The following is a 20,040-nucleotide window of genomic DNA, read 5'->3' on the forward strand; positions in this document are numbered from 1 at the left end:
CGACCCGCCGCCACGATTCCTGGCGGTCGGCCAGGCCGGCCTGGATGCTGGGGGCCACGAGGAGGGTGGCCAGCTGCCCCGCGGCGTACTCGTCGCTGATCTGCTTGAGCAGGCGCGCCCGGATGATGCAGCCACCACGCCAGATGCGGGCCACGGTCGCGATGTCGACGCCCCAGCCGAAGTTCGCGCTCGCCTGTCGGATCTGCTGGAGGCCCTGCGCGTAGGCGACGACCTTGGCCGACCAGAGGGCGTCGCGGACGGCGTCCACCAGCTGCTTCCGCTCGGAGCCGGCCCAGGGCGGGAGGACGCGTTCCGGGCCGGTGAGGACGCCGCGTGAAGCCTCGCGGACGGTGCGGTCGCCGGATGCCGAGCGCGCGAACACCGCCTCGGCAATCGCGGACACCGGGACCCCCAGCTCGAGGGCGGACTGGACGGTCCAGCGGCCGGTGCCCTTCTGCTCGGCCTGGTCGACGATGAGCTCGACGAGGGGCCGCCCCGTCGACGGGTCGACCTGGTCGAGGACCTCGGCCGTGATCTCGACGAGGAAGGAGTCCAGCTCTCCGGTGTTCCACTCGCGGAAGACGTCGGCGACATCGCCGGCCGACAGGCCGGCCGCCGTGAGCACGTCGTAGGCCTCGGCGATGAACTGCATGTCGGCGTACTCGATGCCGTTGTGGACCATCTTGACGAAGTGACCGGCTCCGTCGGGGCCCATGTAGGCGCAGCACGGCTCGCCGTCCACCTTCGCCGCGATGGACTCGAGCATCGGCCCGAGCGCCTCGTACGATTCCTCCGAGCCCCCAGGCATGATGGACGGTCCCTCCAGGGCGCCCACCTCCCCGCCGGAGATCCCGGCGCCGACGAAGTGCAGGCCGACCTCCCGGAGCGCCGCCTCGCGCCGCCGGGTGTCCTCGAAGTGGGCGTTGCCGCCGTCGACGATGATGTCGCCGTCCTCGAGCAGCGGTGCGAGCTGGTCGATGACCGCGTCGGTGCCCGGACCGGCCTGGACCATGATGATGATCCTGCGGGGCCGGATGAGGGAGGCGACGAACTCCTCGAGGGCCTCCGCCCCGACGAACGTGCCGTCCGCCCGATGGGCCTCGAGGTGCGCGAGCGTGCGCGCGTGCGTCCGGTTGAACACGGCGACCGTGTGCCCGTGACGGGCGAGGTTGCGGGCGAGGTTGCTGCCCATGACGGCCATGCCGATGACACCGATGTCCGCTGTCGCTGAGTCGCTCACGGTGTTCCTTTGTGGTGAAGGTTTCGAGAAGGTGCGGGAAGGTTCAACAGGAAGATGCCGTATGCCGCTGGGCTTGGTGAGCGCGGCGGTGCGGCAGGAGTCCCCCTCCCATTGAGTCAGATCCAACCGTCGCATGGAAGGCGTTTGTCACCAGTTGCCAGTCTCTGCAGCGAGGCGACGTGGGTGCAACTCATGGCAACTCGTTGGGGCACGGCGGGCCGGGGCGCGAACGTGTCCCGATCATCCCCATCCAGTTCAATGAGGAGCCACGGATCTGATGAAGACACCCCTCCGCTCGCGACGAAGTCGCGGCCTGCTCGGCGTCACTGCGGCGCTGCCCCTCACGTTCGCCCTCGGCCTTGGTGCCACCGCTGCGCCACGGGCCGACGTCGCGCCGACGTCTGACGGTGCCCGGACCGTGCTGGGTACCGGGCTGGGTACCGTGCTGGGTGACGAAGGCAACCACGGTCGACCTCCCGTTCTCGAGGCTCGGGCGAAGGCCCTGATAACAGTCAAGGGACGAACGTTCAAGGACCTCAACGCAAACGGTCGACTCGACACCTACGAGGACTGGCGCAAGCCGGTGGAGGAGCGGGTCGCCGATCTCGTCCAGCGGATGACGCTCGAGGAGAAGGCCGGCCTCATGCTCATCGACACGCTCAACGCCTCGTGCATCGTGGAGACCGGTGAGCGCGGCACGGTGCCGGCGCTTGCTGCGGACTACATCGACAACCAGCAGATGCACCGTTTCGTCTTCCGCAACACCGTGACCAGCCCGGACAAGGCACTGTGCACCGAGGAGAGTGGCGGCTTCGGGACCCGCATCTCGGTGACACCGGCTGAGGCGGCGAAGTTCACCAACGGCGTCCAGCAGCTGAGCGAGGCGACCCGACTCGGCATTCCCGCCCTGTTCAAGTCCAACGCCCGCAACCACATCGACCCGGATGCCCGCGCCGGGATCAACGAGTCGGCCGGCGCCTTCTCGGCCTTCCCCAAGGAAGCCGGGATCGCGGCGGCGGCCCTTGGTGAGGAAGCCCTCCGGACGGGTACGGCCCCCATGGCCGGCGACATGTCCGTCGTCGAGGACTTCGCCGAGGTCATGGGTGAGGAGTGGGCATCGATCGGCCTGCGCGGCATGTATGGCTACATGGCCGACCTGTCGACCGAGCCGCGTTGGTACCGCACCCATGAGACCTTCACCGAGGACGCCAACCTCGGCGCCAACATCATGCGTACCCTCGTCAGCACGCTCCAGGGTCCGGTCGGCAAGGATGGCACGGCCCTCAGCCCAGAGACCGACGTCGCCCTGACGCTCAAGCATTTCCCGGGCGGCGGCCCCCAGGAGCTCGGCCTCGACCCGCATTACGCCTTCGGCAAGACGCAGGTCTACCCGGGTGACGGCTTCGGCTACCACCTCAAGCCATTCCAGGCCGCCATCAACGCCGGCGTGGCGGCAATCATGCCCTACTACGGGGTGCCGATGGACGTCACCTACGACGGGGTCACGTTCGACCAGATCGGCATGGCCTTCTCCGGACAGATCGTCAACGACCTGCTCCGGGACAAGCTCGGCTTCACGGGCTATGTCAACTCCGACACTGGCGTCATCACTGACCGGGCCTGGGGTCTGGAGACGGCCACCGTTCCCGAGCGGGTGGCCGCGGCGATCAATGGTGGCACCGACACGCTGTCCGGCTTCCATGACGTCCAGACGATCACCGGCCTCGTGTCCGACGGGCTGGTCTCCGAGGCGCGCGTCGACCTCGCCGCGACCCGGCTGCTCGACCCGATGTTCCGGATGGGCCTGTTCGAGGACCCCTATGTCGACGAGGCGGTCGCCACGGCGACGGTGGGCAACGATGCCAACCGCGCCGTCGGACTGGATCTCCAGCGCAAGTCGGCCGTCCTCCTGCAGAACAACGACGCCCACGACGGCGGCAAGGTCCTGCCGCTCAAGCCGGGTGCCAAGGTCTACATCCTCGGCGACTTCAACGAGGAGACCGTCGCGGGTCACGGCTACGAGGTCATCAACGGCAACGTCCCGGCGGGCACGCCGCGTCCCAGCGCCGAGGGCGCGGACTACGTCATCGTCTCGATGACGGCCAAGAACAAGAACACCGCCGCCTACCGGAGCGACGACCCGGCGACCGGTCTGAACCCGGACCACCTCAACCCGATCGTCATGCCGAACACCGCCGGCCTCGACGGACAGAGCCCCTACGGCGCGTCCGATGCCTGCGTGTCCTACGGCGCGACGGCCTGTACTGACAGCGGACTGCGCTTCGGGGGCTCCTACCCGTGGGAGTCGGGCATCCTCGACTTCAGCGGGATGGAGACGTCGGAGTCGTGGCAGGTCGTCCCGTCGCTCAGCACGATCCAGCAGGTGATGGGCGAGGTCGGTGACCCGAACAAGGTCATCCTCCACGTCTACTTCCGCCAGCCGTTCGTCCTGGATGACGCGAGTGGGCTGCGGGACGCCGGCGCGATCGTGGCCGGCTTCGGGATGAGTGACACCGCGCTCATGGACGTCCTCTCGGGCGAGTTCGCGCCGCAGGGACGACTGCCGTTCGCGCTGGCGGGGACGCGGGCCGCCATCGAGCAGCAGCAGAGCGACCTGCCCGGCTACCAGGAGACCGACGACGGGGAGCTGTTCCCCTACGGATTCGGCCTCACCTACGAGGGCCAGGGCTGAGGCCCGGCTCTTCAGGTGCTGACCAGAGGGGTCCCGCGGCCGCGGGACCCCTCTGCCGTACCAGTGCTCGCACTTCCCTGCAGGGCCTGTCCGAGGTCCGACACTGGCTGTCGGTCTCGCGCCCGCGCCTCTAGGTTGGCCGAATGGATCGCCGACCGACGATCTACGACGTGGCCCGGGCTGCGGGCGTTGCCGCCTCGACCGTGTCGCGGGCCTTCGCGCGTCCGGGACGGGTCAAGGCCGAGACCGCCACCAGGATCTTCGAGGTCGCCGAGCTGCTCGGCTACCGCTCGACGGCGCTGCCCGGGCTGGTGTCGACCAGGACCGCCACGCTGGCGCTCGTCGTCACCGACATCACCAACCCGTTCTACGCCGACATCATCCACGGGGCGCACGAGGCAGCGCACGCGCTCGGCTACACGGTGCTGCTCTCGCACACCCAGGAGGACGCACAGCGCGAGCGGGAGTGGACCGAGCGAGAGCTCTCGGCCGTCGAGGGCGTTCTGCTCGCGAGCTCACGGATGTCCGACAGCGCGATCCGGATGATGGCGAAACAGAAGCCGGTCGTCGTCCTCAACCGCCGGCTCCCCGAGGTGCCCTGCATCTTCGTGGACAACGCCCGGGGGATGCGACGCGCCCTCGAGCACCTCACCGAGCTGGGCCACGACGCGGTGACCTATGTCGCCGGTCCGGAGGCCAGCTGGACCGACGGCAGGCGGTGGCTGGCCCTGCGTGAGGCCGCCGTCGAGCTGGATGTCCACGTGCGGCGGATCGGCCCGTGCAACACCCCGACCGTCCAGGCCGGTTTCGGCCGGGCGCGCGAGGTGGTCGAAGCCTCGTCCACCGCTGTCATCGGCTACAACGACGCCGTGGCCATCGGCGTCGTCAAGGGCCTGACCCGGCTCGGCGTTGCCGTGCCCGACGAGGTGAGTGTTGTCGGCTTCGACAACACGCTGCTCGCCGACATCATCGAACCTGAGCTGACGACGGTCGCGGCGCCGTTGCACGCCATGGGCGCCACGGCCGTTCGCAACCTCGTCGCCATGATCGGGGGCGCAGTGCCGAGTCGCGAGCCCATCGTCATGCCCGCCCGGCTGGTGGTTCGTCGGTCGACGGCTCAGCGCAGCCGGAACAGGACCTCTCCGGCATTCGGCACGACGAGGGTCTCCTCGTCGGCTTCCTCCGCGGCCAGGTCGATCGAGTCCGGGTCGAGGTAGCCGAGGTTGGCCGCGTGGCAGACCTCCTCGGGGATCCGGGTGGCCAGGGTGACCTTGACGCGGAGGCGCTCCTCTCCCGTCACGGCGTCATAGGTGCCGGCGCCGCGCAGGTGCGTCGAGTGAGCGAGCGTCCCCCAGTGGACGTGCTTGAAGCGGTCCCACTGCTTCACGAAGTAGTCGCGGCAGTGGTAGCCGATCTCGTTGATCTCCGGGTGGCTCGTCGAGATCTCGGTGATGTGCGGCGCATAGAGGATCACCTCGCCACCGTCCGCGACGGCCGGCTCGAGCTTGTAGAAGCCCTTCGCGCCGGTCCAGATGTCCTCGTACATCTGCGGGATGATCGAGATGACGCGACTGACCGGCTCGTCGAGGTAGGTGACGTGGGTGGCCGCGCACACCTGGGCCGCGTCGGCCCAGGCGGCCAGCGTGTCGCCGAAGGAGACCGAGTGCAGGTCGAGCGACCCACTCACGCCGACGACGCAGAAGGCGAGTTTCCGCGCCGGGACGAGGGCGGCCCCCTCGTTGATGAGCGCACGGACGGGCGTGATCCCCGTCGTGCCGATGATCTCCGCCGAGGTGATGAGGGCGCCGAGCCAGTGCGAGACGTCGATGATCGCCTGGCCGGCGACGCCGGGGAAAAAGTACTTGTTGCCGCCGGAGATGCCGACGACCTCGTGCGGGAGGACCGGTCCGACGACGAGTGCCACGTCGTGTTCCACGACGGCCCGGTTGAGCAGCACCGGGACGTCCATCGACAGGCGCCCCTCGGAGAGCTCCTCGAGGCGCGCCGCCGGGATGGTGCCGAGGTTGGCGAACGTCCCCGGGTCCCACCACTGGTGGTTGACCACCGCCATACCGGGATAGGTCTCCTCGAGCCGTCCCGCCGTGAAGCCGAGATGGCGGCCGAGGGCCTTCTCGCTCATCGGCTGGTGAGTTCCCAGTGCGACGAGCGTCGTCAGCCGGGAGGCGCGACCGTGCAACGCGCCGTGAACCGCCTTGAGCAACAGGGGCATCGGGCAGCTCCGCGTGGCATCGGGGACGATGATGCACACGCTCTTGCCGTCGAGGTCGGCGGCGTCGAGCTGCTCCGCGATGAAGCGGGTCACCGCGTCAGGCTCCAGGACTCCCTCCGTCCCCCCGAGTCGGGCGGCTCGCCGAGCTGCGAGCTCGGGCGACTCCTCTGAGGTGGGCGGCGCTGTCGTCACGCCCCCACTGTCGCGGGCGGCCTGAGCCCTGACAAGCCCCGGCGGCAACTGGTGGCAACCCATGGGAACGTCGTCAACGACATGCGGCCCGCCGTCAGGTCGATCCCGGCACCGATACCTCTCGTAGACTCGACAGCGCCTGCGTCGCCCCACGGAAGGCGTTCACGCTGTGACCAGTCAGAACGAGTCGTATGCCGCTGAGCTCGCTCCGAGCGCGCCCTCGCACACGCGCCGGCTGAGCCGTCAGACGGACGGCCGCCCGGCAGCGCCTGTGCGCATGGTGCACCTGGGAGTCGGCAACTTCTTCCGGGCCCACGCCGCCTGGTACACGGAGCACGCCAAGGACGCCACTGACTGGGGCTACGCCGCCTTCACTGGCCGGTCTCCCGCCGTCGCGGAGACCCTCGCCGGACAGGAGGACCTCTACACGCTCCTCATCCGGGGGCCCGAGGGCGCTCGCCCGGAGGTGATCTCCAGCCTGAGCGCCGTCCATCCGGGAGACGACCTCGACGCGCTTCGCGGCTACTTCGCGGATCCCCTGGTGGCATTGGTGACGATCACGGTCACGGAGGCGGGGTACCGACGGGCACCGGACGGCGGGCTCGATGGTGGTGCGGAGGACGTGGCCGACGACATCGCCGCACTCCGGGAGGACCCGGCCGCAGGCGTCGTCACGACGACTCCGGGCCGGCTCACGGCAGGGCTGCTTGCCCGCCGCGCCGCCCAGGCCGGGCGAATCGCAATCGTGCCCAACGACAACGTGCCCGAGAACGGCGAGATGGCAGCGCGCGTCGTCGGTGACCTTGCCCGGGCCGTCGACCCGTTGCTCGAGGCCTGGGTTGTCGCCAACGTCTCGTTCATCACGACGATGGTCGACCGGATCACCCCGCGCCCGACCGATGATGACCGGGCCGAGGTGGCGCGGCAGCTCGGCGTCGACGACCCGGCGGCCGTGCCGACCGAGCCCTTCACGGAATGGGTCCTGGCCGGCGACTTCCCCAACGGACGACCGGCCTGGGACACCGCGGGAGCGACGCTCGTCGACGATGTCCGGCCGTTCGAGCAGCGCAAGCTGTGGCTGCTCAACGGGTCGCACTCGCTCATGGCCTACGGCGCCTCGACGCTGGGCCATGAGACGGTCGCCGACGCCATAGCCGACCCCGAGGTCCGGTCCTGGGTCGAGGAGTGGTGGGACGCCGCCTCACCCCACCTCAGCCTCCCGGCCGAGGACATCGACAGGTACCGGCAGGCCCTGCTCGATCGCTACTCCAATGCCTCGATCCGCCATCTGCTCGCCCAGATCGCCGCCGACGGCTCGCAGAAGATCCCGATCCGCGCGGTCCCGGTCGTGCAGGCCGAGCTCGCGGCCGGCCGGGTGAACCTGGGCGCCCTGCGGCTCGTCGCGGCCTGGATCGCCCACCTGCGGGGTGCCGGGGCGCCGGTCACCGATGCCTTTGCTGACCAGGTCCTGCCTCTCGGGGCCGGCAGCGTCGAGGAGGCGACCCGCCGCACCCTCGAATGGCTCGGGATCGACGGTGGGGGTCTCCACGAGCGGGTGGTCATCGAGGTGACGGGCCTCGTCGCGAGCCTCGAGGCGCGCTGACGTCGCTGAGGCCACCGGGTCGCGACGGCGCTGACGTCGCAAGCGAGCCCAGCGGCATACGGCACCGGCTCGTTTCCCCAGCCACGCACGGGCCGCGCGCTTGCCACGGAACTGCTCCGGTCTCAACCGGGGGGCATCGCATCGCCGCGTCGCTCGTGCACGCGCGAACGCCAGGCCAGCAGCACGGCCGCGAGGACCGCCGAGAGCACCGAGGCGACCAGGATCCCCGACTTGCCGATGTCCTCCGCGCTGCCCTCGAAGGTCAACGAGTTGAGGAGCAGGGACACCGTGAAGCCGATGCCAGCGGTGCACGACACGGCGAGCAGGTCATTCCACGCTCCTCGGGCGTCGGGGTGCAGCCGCAGGAGCCGCGCGCCGAGGAGGGTCGCCGAGACGATGCCGATCGGCTTCCCGAGGACGAGTCCGAGAATGATGCCGAGAGCGATCGGGCTGGCAAAGGCGTCGCCGAGCATGCCCGGAGTCAGTGGCATGCCGACCGCGAAGAAGGCGAAGACGGGCACGGCGAACCCTGCGGTGAAGGGTCGCCAGACGTGCTCGTACCGCTCGGCGAGCGACTCGGTCGCATCGTCGGGGGGCACGGCCGGCACGGTGAAAGCCAGCGCGGCCCCGGTGATCGTCGCGTGGATCCCCGACGAGTGCACCGCCCACCACGACAGCACGCCCACGATGAACAGGAGTGCGGGGCTCGTCCTTCGCCGGACCAGCCAGCCGAAGGCGGCGATGCCCGCCAGGCCGGCGAGCAGCCAGAGCAGGTTCAGTCCGTGGGCGAAGACCGTTGCGATGATGATGATCCCGCCGAAGTCGTCCGCCACCGCGAGCGTGAGCAGGAATGCGCGCAACGAGGTTGGGAGGCGTCGGCCGAAGGCGGACATGACGGCCACGGCGAACGCGATGTCGGTCGCGGTGGGCACGGCCCAACCCTGCGGTTCGCCGTCGGCCATGGTGTTGACGAGCAGGTAGATCGCCGCCGGCACGGCCATCCCGCCGACCGCGGCGATGACGGGCAGGGCCGCCCGTCGCGGGCTGCTCAGCTCGCCGACCGCGAACTCACGCTTGAGCTCGAGACCGACGACGAAGAAGAAGAAGGCGAGCAGTCCGTCCGTCGCCCAGGTCGCGATGGTGAGGTCGAGGCCGAGCCTGGCCGGACCCACGACAGTGTCCGAGATGGTGCGGTACGCCGACGCCCATGGGGAGCTCGCCCAGATGAGCGCGATGACGCTGGAGGCGAGCAGGAGCAGGGCACCGACGTTCTCGGCCCGAAGCGTGTCGAGGAAGTTGCGCTCCCCGCCCCTCGTCAGCGGCCCGAAGAGGGTCCGGCCGTTGCCATTGCTCCGGCCGGTCATCACGCTCCTCCCAGGTGGTCCAGGTAAGCGGCACCCCTTGGCGACAGCTCGTATCCGACGTCGTGGCTGATCGTGAGACCGAGGGACTTGAGCTTGCGGATGTCTGCCTTCATCGGCAGCAGCTCCACCCCTCGCAGGGCCGCGAGCTCCTTGGAGACGACGCGCGGGTTGGCGCGGATCCAGGCCAGGATTTCGTGGGTCCACGGGCCGGCCGGCCGGGCGTCGAGCCGAGCGAGGCGGCGCCCGATCTCCGCCAGCTCCGCGGCGTCGGGGAGCCGCTCGCGCAGGGCTGTTCGCGGGTCCTCCCCGGCCCAGATCACGTGGATTCGGTAGACGTTCTCGCCACCTCTGCTGCCTCGGGCGCTCGGCTTGCGGTCCCGCGGAGCGAGCGCCTTCCGAAGGGCAGCGCCATCTTTCATCCCCGCGGCCCGCGCGGCCCGGTCGGAGATCCCGTCCAGGTCCTTGATCCTCACGACCCGGGTGAAGGTGACCACCCCTGCTGACGTCAGCTGTGTGCCGCCGACCTTGACCCGTGGGACGTCCCAGCGGCGGTAGAGCGTCCTCACGCGACCGTCTCTGATTCCTTCGGCGATCGGCTTGGAGATCAACACACGGTCATCGTGCCAGAGCGCCTATTCGGCGCCCACGGAGTCGACGACCTCTCCCGTGCCTATCCGCCGCACCTGGGTCGTTCCGGGATGGCCGTCGACGAAGCCGACGCGCACCTCGAAGCCGGCGGGTGTCGAACCGACCAGCCGGACAGCCCATTCCCCGTTGATGTGCTCCTCAGCCGACACCGAGAGGCGCGCAGCCCCAGCCTCCGGAGATGCCTCTGCGACGCGTCGCCGAGCGAGGGCCAGCGCCTCGTCATGACCGATTTCGGCGGTCCCTGCCGAGGGGAACCAGTCGATGACGGAGCGGAATGCCGCCGCAACGGCGGCCTCCAGGGCCTCGTGCTGGACGTTCCGCTCGGTCGGATCCGTCTCGTCGACCCTGAAGGTCGGCCTTGGCAGCGACACGTCGATGTCGAGGACGCTGGCTGAGTGGGCGCCGAGTCGGTGCTCGCGGCCGATGCGCACGACGCAGCCATCCGGTGTGTCCACCAGCTCGACGACGGGCGACAGCGCGGACAGGTACGTCGCGTCGTCGTGGGCCGGTGCCGGATCGACGAGCTCGAGATCGAGGAGGAACACCTCAGCCGGGCCGTCGGGTGCCTCGAGCGTGACCCTGACGCGGACCGCGTCGACGAGCGCCGGGTCGCGGAGGGGCGGGGGCACCATGGCATCAGCGTCGCGTCCGGGGGCTCAGGGGTCAACGCCGGAATCCGAGCGGCGCCTGGGTGGTGTGGGGCGCGGGGGATCGCCTCGGCACGTACCGTGGGCAGATGATCAGCGTCGACCTGGCCCGCCGGCTCCTGTCGGAGGGGGTGCTCTGGGAGCCCCAGCCGGGTGATCGCTTCATGATCGACCAGCCCACCCTGCTCGACGAGGTGTTCTGGATCAGCGAGCTGACCATCGACGTGCACACCTACCAGGGCCAGCCGATCCTCGGCTTCAACGGCACGACGGAGTGGGCGCTGGACTCGGTGACCCTCGACAAGGCGATCTGGCTACCGCGCGAGGACCAGCTGCGAGACCTGCTCGGTCATCGCTTCCTCGCGCTCAACCCGATCGACGGTGGCTGGTGCGTCACCATCGCGACCGCCGACGGCGACCGGCTCTTCTCGGCCGGGGACGCCGAAGACGCCTACGCTCTGGCCCTGCTCAGCTTCGTCTGACCCGGCCTTGAGTCAGCGGTTGGCACAACGAAGGGCTCGCCGGGTGCCTGCTGCCCGGCGAGCCACACTCGTGCGGTCCGCTCCTCATCCTCACGCGTGCCGCCCGGCGGGCCAAGGGACGAAGGTCCCGGTGTCCACCGCTGCCTCAGCCGCTCGCTGGACGCACGTCGAGGACAACTTCGAACTCGAGCAGCTCCGCCGCCGTCGCCACGGGCGCGCCGTGGTCGCCCTTGTGGGCGGCTCGCGCCTCACCATCACGCCAGGCGGCATAGGACTCCTCGTCCTCCCACTGCGTGACGACGAAGTAGCGCTCGTCACCCTGGACCGGCCGCAGCAGCTGGAACCCGAGGAACCCGGGCGACCGGTCGACGACCCCGGCACGCTGCGAGAACCGGCGCTCGAGCTCGGCTGCCGCCGCCGTGGGGACGGAGATGGCGTTGATCTTCACGATGGACATGAATCAACCGTATGCCGCTGGACCCGAGCTGGGTCCTGCTGGTGAATCTGGCCTTCCCGACCCGGGTCGCGCGACCATCGTCGAGGGACATCGCGGAGGGTGATCCGGAAAGACCCCTCGTCCCAGTGTCGGATGACATCGAGTAAGGAGGACTGGACATGGGCCTCGTCGTGCGGGTGCTCCGATGAGCACCGTCGAGTCCGCTCCGCCAGCCGCCCCCGGGATCGCCCGAGTCCTGCCCATCGTCGGCTGGCTTCGCGACTACGACCGGAGCTGGCTTCGGGGTGACGTGATCGCCGGAGTGACCGTGGCGGCGCTCATCGTGCCGAAGAACCTCGGGTATGCGGGTATCGCCGGTATCCCGCTCCAGAACGGCTTGTACGCCGCCGCTGCCGGCGCAGTCCTCTACGCCATCTTCGGCACCTGTCGACAGATCTCGATGGGTCCGAGTTCCGGCTTGGCCGCGGTGGCGGCCAGCGCGGTGGCGACCGCGGGTCTCACCGCGCCGGGCGACGTCGCAACGTTCGTGGCGGGGATCACCCTGATCTCGGGGCTCCTCTTCCTCCTGCTCGCCCTCCTGCGGATGGGCTGGATCTCCCAGTTCCTGTCCCGGGCCGTGGTCACCGGGTTCCTGTTCGGCGCGGCGATCGATGTGGTCATCGGGGAGCTCGCGAAGATCACCGGCACCGATACGTCCGGCACGAACTCGCTCCAGGAATTCCGTTCCTGGCTGGGCTCTCTCGGCGAGACGCACCTGCTGACGCTCGTCGTCGGGGTCGTGTCTCTCGTCGTGGTCTTCGGCATCCGATACGTGGCTCCGCGCGTCCCGGGAGCGCTGGTCCTCGTCGTCGGGGGCCTCATCGCGTCGTACCTCTTCGACTTCGGCGACAAGGGTGTCGCTCTCGTCGGCGACGTCCCGAGCGGCCTTCCGTCTTTCGACATCCCCAGCCCGTCGCTGCTCCTCGACCACGGCGGGACCGCGATTATCGCTGCCGTCGCGCTGATGCTGATCGGCTTCTCGCAGACCGCCGGTGACGCGCGCGCCTTCGCGGCCAAGCACCGCTACCAGATCGACATGGACCAGGAGTCGGTCGCTCAGGCTGCGGCCAACATCGGTTCGGGAGTGTTCCACGGTATGCCCGTCTCGACGAGTCTGTCGGCCAGCTCCCTCAACGACCACTCCGGGGCCAAGACCGGGCTCGCGTCGATCACCAGCGGTGTCACCGTCCTGCTGACCTTGCTTTTCCTGGCGCCGCTCTTCTCGCAGCTGCCCAAGCCGGTCCTCGGGGCGCTGATCATCGAGGCCGTCGTCATGGGCATGATGAACGTCCCCGAGATGCGCCGGATCTACCGGGTGCAGCGGTTCGACTTCTGGGTCGCGATCGTTGCCATTCTCGGCACCTTGGCCTTCGGTGTGCTCGCCGGCGTCATCCTGGGGATCGGCCTGTCGCTGTTGTGGCTCATCGCCGTAGCCACGCAGCCGCAGATGCCGACTCTGGGACGGGAGCCCGGTACCCAGGTGTTCCGGGACGTCATCGAGAACCCGGACGACGAGCTGATCCCGGGCGTAGCCGTCGTCCGCCTCGACGGCGGCCTCTTCTTCGCAACCGCGGATGCCCTGGAGGACCGGATCCGCACCGTGATCCAGTCCGAGAGCCCCCGCTGCGTGGTGCTCGACTGTGAAGGCATCAACTTCCTCGATTCGCAGGGCTCGGCGACCATTGACGACCTGCTGGTGCTCTGCCGTCAGGCGGACGTCACCCTCCGGCTCGCCCGAGTCAAGCCGGGGGTCCGCGCGGTGCTGGAACGGGAAGGGGTGACCGAGCGTCTCGGTGCCGACCACATTCACGGCAACGTGCACCGTGCGGTCGAGGCACATCTCAACGGCTAGATCGCAATGGTGCCCCCGGCAGGATTCGAACCTGCGCTCCCGCCTCCGGAGGGCGGTGCTCTATCCCCTGAGCTACGGGGGCGGCCGTGCACTTTCGTGCGCCACGTGAGGTTAGCAGCACCGGGCCCGGATCGCGGAATGCACCCCGCCGCAACACACGCAGCAACACACCCGGCAGCGGTCAACCCCAGACGGCTATTTCCGTGCTGGTTTGGCTCCTGCTCGGTGTGTTGCGGGGGTGGGGGGCGGGAGGAGCGGCACGGCAGGTGACCGGGGAGGAGCTCAGCGGCATACGGCATGGTGTCTTTAGACTCGCGGGATGACTCCCGAGGCGCTGCGCCAGCTGCTCGAGCAGGTCGCCGCCACCGCCGCGCGCGTAGGGGAGCTGCCCGACGAGGCGGAGGCCGGGCCGCCCGCGGGACCGATCTTCCGGCCGGTGGACGGGCGCTCGGCAGGGGTCGTGGCGGACTGGGTGACGCCGGTTGCGCAGCGCTGGGCGCCTGAGCTCGACCTCGAGCCCCTCGAGCTCGGCCGCGTGCTCGCACAACGCCTCGTCGACCACCGATCCATCGACGCCGTGGAGGTGGCGCCGTCGGGGTTGCTCTCCCTCACGCTCGCCGACGCCGACCGCTCAGCCATCATCGACGTGGTGCTCGAGCACGAGGCGACCTACGGGCTGCCACCCGGCCAGCGCATCCCCATTGTCGACGTGGACGGTCAACGCACGGACCTGCCGGCCTGGCTCGGCAGCGATCCGGCGCTGCGCCCCGCCCAGCTGGCCCATGCGCGACTCCTCCGCCTCGTCCGCAACGCCCGCGCGGTCGGAGTCGAGATCCGTCCCTCCGACCGCCGCGAGGACCTGGGTCACGTCGCCGAGCGGCTCCTCCTCGTCGCGCTGGCGGACTTCCCCCAGCGCATGGACCGGCACGAAGGAGATCGCGCCCAGCAGCTCCGGGCCGTCACTGACCTCGCCGCCCGGGCCGATGCGTGGAACCAGCCCATCCGGCCGATGACCGTCGATGAGCGCGTGCGGGGCATCCACGGTGCACGTCTGGCCCTCGCCGCCGCCGCCGCCATTGTCTTGCGCAATGGACTCACGCGGCTCGGCGTCCCGGCCCCGGAGAGGATGTAAACATGCGCGCACATGAAGCCGGCGCCCTCCATGCCGACGGCTACCGCGGGCCGACCTGGCTCGAACCACCCGGCGACGTCAACGCGCTCGTCCCGTCCCTCTGGGCCTCATCCATTGGTCGGGGCGAGGATGGAACCCTCACCGTCGGCGGGGTGAGCGTCGTCGACCTGGCGCGCGAATTCGGCACGCCCGCCTACGTGCTCGACGAGGACGACTTCCGTTCGCGCGCGCGCGAGTTCAAGCAGACGTATGCCGAGGTGTTCGACGACCTGTGCGGCGGGGCTGACGTGTTCTACGCCGGCAAGGCCTTCCTCTGCACCGAGGTCGCCCGGTGGATCCGTGACGACGGACTGTTCCTCGACGTCTGCACCGGCGGCGAGCTCGCCGTCGCCATGCGCGCCGGCGTGCCGGGCTCGAGCATCGGGATGCACGGCAACAACAAGAGCGTCACCGAGATCCGCACCGCGCTGGAGTACGGCATCTCACGCATCATCGTCGACTCCTTCGAGGAGATCGAGCGCGTCTCCGCCGTCGCCGACCAGCTCGGCGTCGTCGCGCCAGTGCTCGTCCGCGTCACCGTCGGCGTCGAAGCGCACACGCACGAGTTCATCGCGACGGCCCACGAGGACCAGAAGTTCGGGTTCTCGCTCGCGGGAGGCCAGGCGGTCGAGGCAGTCCGACAGATCCTCGCCCGTCCGCGGACGCTCCAGCTGCTCGGGCTGCACAGCCACATCGGGTCGCAGATCTTCGACACGTCCGGGTTCGAGGTGTCCGCCCGACGCGTGCTCGGTCTGCACACGGACGTGGCGCGCGAGTTCGGTGTCGAGCTGCCCGAGCTCGATCTCGGTGGCGGTTTCGGGATCGCCTACACCACCGAGCACGACCCCCAGGCCCCGAAGGCCCTCGCCGCTGGCATGGCCGAGATCGTCGAGCGCGAGTGCCGGGCCGACGGCGTGGCCATCCCGCGCATCTCGATCGAGCCCGGGCGGGCGATCGCCGGGCCGAGCACCTTCACCCTCTACGAGGTCGGCACGGTCAAGCCGGTCGAGCTCGACGGGGGAGCAAGCCGGCTCTACGTCTCGGTCGACGGCGGGATGAGCGACAACGTCCGGACCGCGCTCTACGCGGCCGACTACTCGTGCACCGTGGCCAACCGTCGGTCCGACGCTGCGCCGATCCTCGGTCGCGTCGTCGGCAAGCACTGCGAGAGCGGTGACATCGTCGTCATGGACGAGTTCCTGCCCAACGACGTCGGGCCGGGAGACCTCATCGCGGTGCCGGGCACGGGTGCCTACTGCCGCTCCCTGTCGAGCCAGTACAACCACACGCCGCGGCCGCCCGTGATCGCCGTGCGTGACGGTGTGGCCCGGGTCATCGTGCGTCGGGAGACGATCGACGACCTGCTGGCACTCGATGTCTGAGCTCATGTCTGAGCTGGAGATCCTGCGTCATCAGGTCCGGATCGCGAAACGATGGACGTCCGGCCCGGGCACGAACGGGAGGATTCGCACGTGGACACTGATGTGAGCGCCAGCAAACCTCTCCGCGTCGCCCTCCTCGGAGCCGGTGTCGTCGGTGGTGCGGTGGCCCGTCACCTGACGGAGCGTGCCAACGACATGGCAGCCCGCGTCGGCGCCCCGCTCGAGATCGTCGGTATCGCGGTGCGCCGGGCCGGACGGGATCGCTCCGACCTCGGCGTCGACCCCTCGCTCGTGACGACGGACGCCGAGGAGCTCGTGACGCGGGCCGACATCGTCGTCGAGGTCATCGGCGGCATCGAGCCGGCACGGTCGCTCATCCTCCGCGCCATGGAGCACGGAGCCTCCGTGGTGACGGCCAACAAGGCGCTCCTCGCCGAGGACGGCCCGCGCCTCTATGCCGCAGCCGCAGAGCACCGGGTCGACCTCTACTACGAGGCCGCGGTAGCCGGCGCGATCCCGCTCCTGCGGCCGTTGCGCGAGTCGCTCGCCGGTGACGAGGTGCGCAAGGTGCTCGGCATCGTCAACGGCACCACCAACTACGTCCTCGACAAGATGGACACCACGGGTGCGGGGTTCGAGGACGCGGTCGAGCAGGCGCAGGCGCTGGGCTACGCCGAAGCCGACCCCACCGCCGATGTCGAAGGTTTCGACGCGGCCGCCAAGGCTGCGATCCTCGCATCGCTCGCGTTCCACACACGAGTCTCCGGCAGCGACGTCCACCGCGAGGGCATCACCGAGGTCACGCCGGCGGATGTCGCGGCGGCCCGCGAGATGGACTGTGTCGTCAAGCTGTTGTCGATCTGCGAGCGGACCGACGCCGGCGTCTCCGTGCGCGTCCACCCCGCCATGATCCCGCGTTCGCATCCCCTGGCCGGGGTGCGCGACGCCTTCAACGCGGTGTTCGTCGAGGCGGACGCTGCCGGGCAGCTCATGTTCTATGGCCGAGGCGCCGGTGGCGACCCGACTGCCTCCGCCGTCCTCGGCGACCTGGTCGCGGTTGCCCGTCACCGGGTCGGTGGTGGTCTCGGCCCCGGTGAGTCGAGCTATGCCGATCTGCCGATCCTGTCGATGGGCGATGCCCAGACGCGCTACTACGTCAGCCTCGACGTCGCGGACCGCTCCGGTGTGCTCGCCAAGGTCGCGGCGGCCTTCGCCGACCACAACGTGTCCATCGAGACGGTCCGTCAGGAGATGGTTCCCGAGGAGCGCGACGGCGAACAGCGCGATGGCGGAGAGGTGGCGGGCAACACCAACGCCCGAGCCAATCTCGTCATCGTCACGCACGCAGCCACGGATGCCGCCCTGTCCGCCACCGTCGAGAGCCTCCGCACTCTCGACGTGGTCCGTGGCGTCAACTCGGTCATGCGGGTGGAAGGCTCCTGATGGCTCACCAGTGGCGCGGAGTCATCCGCGAGTACGCCGACCGGCTGCCCCTCCTCGAGGGCGCCCCCGTCGTGACGCTCCACGAGGGTGGGACGCCACTCATCCATGCCGCGACGCTGTCCGAGCGGGTGGGTGCCGAGGTGCACCTCAAGTACGAGGGCCTCAACCCGACCGGCTCGTTCAAGGACCGGGGGATGACGACGGCGATCTCGGTCGCCGCCAAGCACGGTGCCCGCGCCGTCATCTGCGCGAGCACCGGCAACACGAGCGCCTCGGCCGCGGCCTACGCCACCAAGGCCGGGATGACGTGCGGTGTCCTGGTCCCAGAGGGCAAGATCGCGATGGGCAAGCTGAGCCAGGCAATCGCCCACGGTGCCACTCTGCTCCAGGTCGATGGCAACTTCGACGACTGCCTCACCCTCGCTCGCAAGCTTGCCGAGGCGTATCCCGTCGAGCTGGTCAACTCCGTCAACCCGGCTCGCATCGAGGGTCAGAAGACGGCCGCGTTCGAGATCGTCGACGCGCTCGGCGACGCTCCGGACATCCACTGCCTCCCGGTCGGCAACGCCGGCAACATCACGGCCTACTGGAAGGGCTATCGCGAGTACTGCGCCGATCCCGCGGTGAGCGACCGTCCCGGGCCTGCCACGAAGCTGCCGACGATGTGGGGCTTCCAGGCCGCGGGCGCCGCACCTCTCGTGCTCGGCCACCCGGTCGACAACCCGGAGACGGTTGCGACAGCGATCCGCATCGGCAACCCTGCCTCGTGGGAGCAGGCCATCGCCGCGCGCGACGAGTCCGGCGGCAGGATCGAGGCGGTCACGGACGAGCAGATCCTCGAGGCCCACCGGTTCCTGTCGGCCGAGGAGGGCGTCTTCGTCGAGCCCGGCTCGGCCGCCTCCGTCGCCGGCCTGCTGGCGAGCCACGCCGCGGGCCTGGTGCCCACGGGGACGCGCATCGTCTGCACCGTCACGGGCCACGGTTTGAAGGACCCGCAGTGGGCCCTGCGCACCCCAGACGGCTCCGAGGTGACCCCGATCCGGGTTCCCGTCGACGCCTACACCGCGGCGCGGGCGCTCGGGCTCGAGGGCTGATCATGGCGACCGCCGCACGCTCCGTGCGGATCCGCGTTCCGGCGAGCACCGCGAATCTCGGCCCCGGCTTCGACTCGATCGGCCTCGCGCTCGGCCTCTGGGACGAGTACGTCGCCACCGCCCTCGACACCCCGGGCCTCGAGGTGTCCGTGACGGGGGAGGGTGCGGCTGATGTGCCCACGGACGAGTCACACCTCGTGGTGCGGACCATGCGGCACACGTGGGACACGCTCGGCGCAGTCGCTCCAGTCGGCCTACGGCTGCACGCGTGCAACGGCGTGCCACACGGGCGTGGACTGGGGTCTTCTGCTACCGCCATCGTCGCGGGCGTCGTTGCGGCACAATCGTTGTCGTATGCCGCTGAGCTGGCTCCCGGGGCCACCGTGCCCGTTGACCTCGGGGTGGCCACCCACATCGCCAGCGTCCTGGAGGGGCATCCGGACAACGCGTCGGCGAGCGTCTACGGCGGCCTGACGGTGAGCTGGATGCCGGACGGGTCCGGCGCCGATCTCGGTGCGGTCACGGTGACCGCGCGACCCGTGCTCCACCCGGACGTCGAGGTCGTCGTCTTCGTGCCGGACCAGCAGCTGGCAACCCGGCACGCGCGGGCGGTATTGCCGGAGGCAGTGCCGCTCAAGGATGCCGCCGCCAACAGCGGCCGGGCAGCGCTCCTCGTCCACGCTCTGACCGCGGAGCCGGTGCATCTGCACGCCGCCACGCGCGACTGGCTGCACCAGCAGGCCCGTCGCGAGGCGTATCCCGAGTCGATGCGCCTCGTGGACGCCCTCCGGGCCGAGGGGCACGCAGCCGTCGTCTCCGGTGCCGGGCCCACCGTCCTTGTCCTGACGACCACGGCCCGATCGACGGACGTTGTCGTCCCCTCGGGGTTGGGGCACTGGGACCGGCTGACCCCTGGCATCCCGGCCAGCGGCGTCAGCGCCGTGGTCGTCGCCTGACTCCCCACCGCAACACACCCGCATATCGAGCGCTTGCCCCTGCTGCAACAGGGGTCGGCGCTCGATATGCGGGTGTGTTGCGGGTGGTCGGGCGAGCCGGGTGGTCGGCGCGATGCTAGAGTGATGGCGCACCACGGCCGCATGGAACGCAGGCTGGTGTACCACCCCCACATTGAGGCGTTCGCCTCTGGGCGCTGCGCGCCGACGTGGATCTCGATCAGCCAGTATCTCTGGCCCAGTCCGGCCTCTTGGGAATCTCCCGGGCCGCAAACGAGGGGGAAGGATCCTTCGTGTCAGAAACAACCACCCGTCCGGTGTCTGGTCTGTCCGCAATGAAGCTGGACGAGCTCAAGACCGTGGCGACCTCGATGGGCATCAAGGGCACGGCGAAGATGCGCAAGAGCGATCTCGTCGAGGCCATCAAGGCGCGGCAGTCCGGCTCCGGCGGAACGCCCGCAGCCGAGAGCGCCCCGTCGGCTCCGTCCGCTCCCGCACGCGCTCCCCGCCGGGCAGTGCGCGCTTCAGGCGCCGCCGAACCCACTGCTGCC

At 69.9% G+C, this 20,040-nt stretch carries 17 protein-coding genes and 1 tRNA gene; 11 read left to right on the plus strand and 7 right to left on the minus strand.

The genetic code is table 11. From position 1 onward, the window contains the following. Positions 1–1,201: NADP-dependent phosphogluconate dehydrogenase (gene gnd, locus VIR15_RS11510; RefSeq protein WP_331927713.1), on the minus strand; the 1,201-nt coding region annotated here is incomplete at its 3' end. 316 nt (positions 1,202–1,517) lie between these two features. On the opposite strand from gnd, the gene VIR15_RS11515 reads away from it, so the two are divergent. Both VIR15_RS11515 and VIR15_RS11520 read left to right on the plus strand, forming a co-directional pair. Then, positions 1,518–3,932, plus strand: a complete 2,415-nt coding sequence (locus VIR15_RS11515; protein WP_331927681.1) for a glycoside hydrolase family 3 protein — start codon at positions 1,518–1,520, stop codon at positions 3,930–3,932. Between the two features lie 143 nt (positions 3,933–4,075). Beyond that, complete coding sequence (locus VIR15_RS11520; protein WP_331927683.1) at positions 4,076–5,149, plus strand: LacI family DNA-binding transcriptional regulator; 1,074 nt, start codon at positions 4,076–4,078, stop codon at positions 5,147–5,149. Here VIR15_RS11520 and VIR15_RS11525 read toward each other — a convergent pair. Further along, on the minus strand, positions 5,050–6,354 hold the full coding sequence (locus VIR15_RS11525) for a lactate racemase domain-containing protein (RefSeq protein WP_331927685.1): 1,305 nt from the start codon (positions 6,352–6,354) through the stop codon (positions 5,050–5,052). The two genes, VIR15_RS11520 and VIR15_RS11525, sit on opposite strands and share 100 nt — an antisense overlap. A 169-nt stretch (positions 6,355–6,523) precedes the next feature. Here VIR15_RS11525 and VIR15_RS11530 point away from each other — a divergent pair, with 169 nt between their 5' ends. Continuing rightward, the gene (locus VIR15_RS11530) at positions 6,524–7,957 is read left to right on the plus strand and encodes a mannitol dehydrogenase family protein (RefSeq protein WP_331927687.1); all 1,434 of its coding nucleotides are present in this window, start codon (positions 6,524–6,526) and stop codon (positions 7,955–7,957) included. A 122-nt stretch (positions 7,958–8,079) separates the two neighbouring features. Here VIR15_RS11530 and nhaA read toward each other — a convergent pair whose 3' ends face one another. The 3 genes from nhaA to VIR15_RS11545 are packed head-to-tail and all read right to left on the minus strand — an operon-like array spanning position 8,080 to position 10,601. Beyond that, entirely contained in the window at positions 8,080–9,321 is a 1,242-nt protein-coding gene (gene nhaA / locus VIR15_RS11535; RefSeq protein WP_331927689.1) for a Na+/H+ antiporter NhaA, read from the minus strand. Next, entirely contained in the window at positions 9,321–9,932 is a 612-nt protein-coding gene (locus VIR15_RS11540) for an ASCH domain-containing protein (protein ID WP_331927691.1), read from the minus strand. The genes nhaA and VIR15_RS11540 overlap by 1 nt, the downstream gene beginning before the upstream one ends. Before the next feature lie 21 nt (positions 9,933–9,953). Beyond that, on the minus strand, positions 9,954–10,601 hold the full coding sequence (locus VIR15_RS11545; RefSeq protein ID WP_331927693.1) for a hypothetical protein: 648 nt from the start codon (positions 10,599–10,601) through the stop codon (positions 9,954–9,956). A gap of 104 nt (positions 10,602–10,705) precedes the next feature. Here VIR15_RS11545 and VIR15_RS11550 point away from each other — a divergent pair, with 104 nt between their 5' ends. Next, entirely contained in the window at positions 10,706–11,098 is a 393-nt protein-coding gene (locus tag VIR15_RS11550; protein WP_331927695.1) for a hypothetical protein, read from the plus strand. A 145-nt stretch (positions 11,099–11,243) separates the two neighbouring features. On the opposite strand, the gene VIR15_RS11555 is transcribed toward VIR15_RS11550, so the two are convergent. Continuing rightward, on the minus strand, positions 11,244–11,555 hold the full coding sequence (locus VIR15_RS11555; protein WP_331927697.1) for an antibiotic biosynthesis monooxygenase family protein: 312 nt from the start codon (positions 11,553–11,555) through the stop codon (positions 11,244–11,246). A gap of 184 nt (positions 11,556–11,739) precedes the next feature. On the opposite strand from VIR15_RS11555, the gene sulP reads away from it, so the two are divergent. Next, the gene (gene sulP / locus VIR15_RS11560; protein ID WP_331927699.1) at positions 11,740–13,446 is read left to right on the plus strand and encodes a SulP family inorganic anion transporter; all 1,707 of its coding nucleotides are present in this window, start codon (positions 11,740–11,742) and stop codon (positions 13,444–13,446) included. A gap of 7 nt (positions 13,447–13,453) precedes the next feature. On the opposite strand, the gene VIR15_RS11565 is transcribed toward sulP, so the two are convergent. Continuing rightward, positions 13,454–13,528: transfer RNA gene (locus VIR15_RS11565), tRNA-Arg, on the minus strand. A 237-nt stretch (positions 13,529–13,765) separates the two neighbouring features. Here VIR15_RS11565 and VIR15_RS11570 point away from each other — a divergent pair. From VIR15_RS11570 to VIR15_RS11595, 6 genes are all read left to right on the plus strand, one after another. Further along, positions 13,766–14,578 (plus strand): DALR anticodon-binding domain-containing protein, encoded by an 813-nt coding sequence (locus tag VIR15_RS11570; RefSeq protein ID WP_331927701.1) that lies wholly within the window; start codon positions 13,766–13,768, stop codon positions 14,576–14,578. A 2-nt stretch (positions 14,579–14,580) separates the two neighbouring features. Further along, positions 14,581–15,999, plus strand: a complete 1,419-nt coding sequence (gene lysA, locus VIR15_RS11575) for a diaminopimelate decarboxylase (RefSeq protein ID WP_331927703.1) — start codon at positions 14,581–14,583, stop codon at positions 15,997–15,999. A 90-nt stretch (positions 16,000–16,089) separates the two neighbouring features. Continuing rightward, entirely contained in the window at positions 16,090–17,442 is a 1,353-nt protein-coding gene (locus VIR15_RS11580; RefSeq protein ID WP_414654955.1) for a homoserine dehydrogenase, read from the plus strand. Continuing rightward, positions 17,442–18,536 (plus strand): threonine synthase, encoded by a 1,095-nt coding sequence (gene thrC / locus VIR15_RS11585; RefSeq protein WP_331927707.1) that lies wholly within the window; start codon positions 17,442–17,444, stop codon positions 18,534–18,536. Before VIR15_RS11580 ends, thrC begins: the two co-directional genes overlap by 1 nt. Before the next feature lie 2 nt (positions 18,537–18,538). Continuing rightward, a complete protein-coding gene (gene thrB, locus VIR15_RS11590; RefSeq protein WP_331927709.1) occupies positions 18,539–19,492 on the plus strand; it encodes a homoserine kinase in 954 nt (317 codons plus the stop codon). Between the two features lie 290 nt (positions 19,493–19,782). Then, a partial coding sequence (locus VIR15_RS11595; protein WP_331927711.1) for a Rho termination factor N-terminal domain-containing protein occupies positions 19,783–20,040 on the plus strand: 258 nt, incomplete at its 3' end.

It is taken from the genome of Intrasporangium sp., from assembly GCF_036566125.1.
In the GTDB taxonomy this organism is placed as follows: Bacteria; Actinomycetota; Actinomycetes; order Actinomycetales; family Dermatophilaceae; genus Intrasporangium.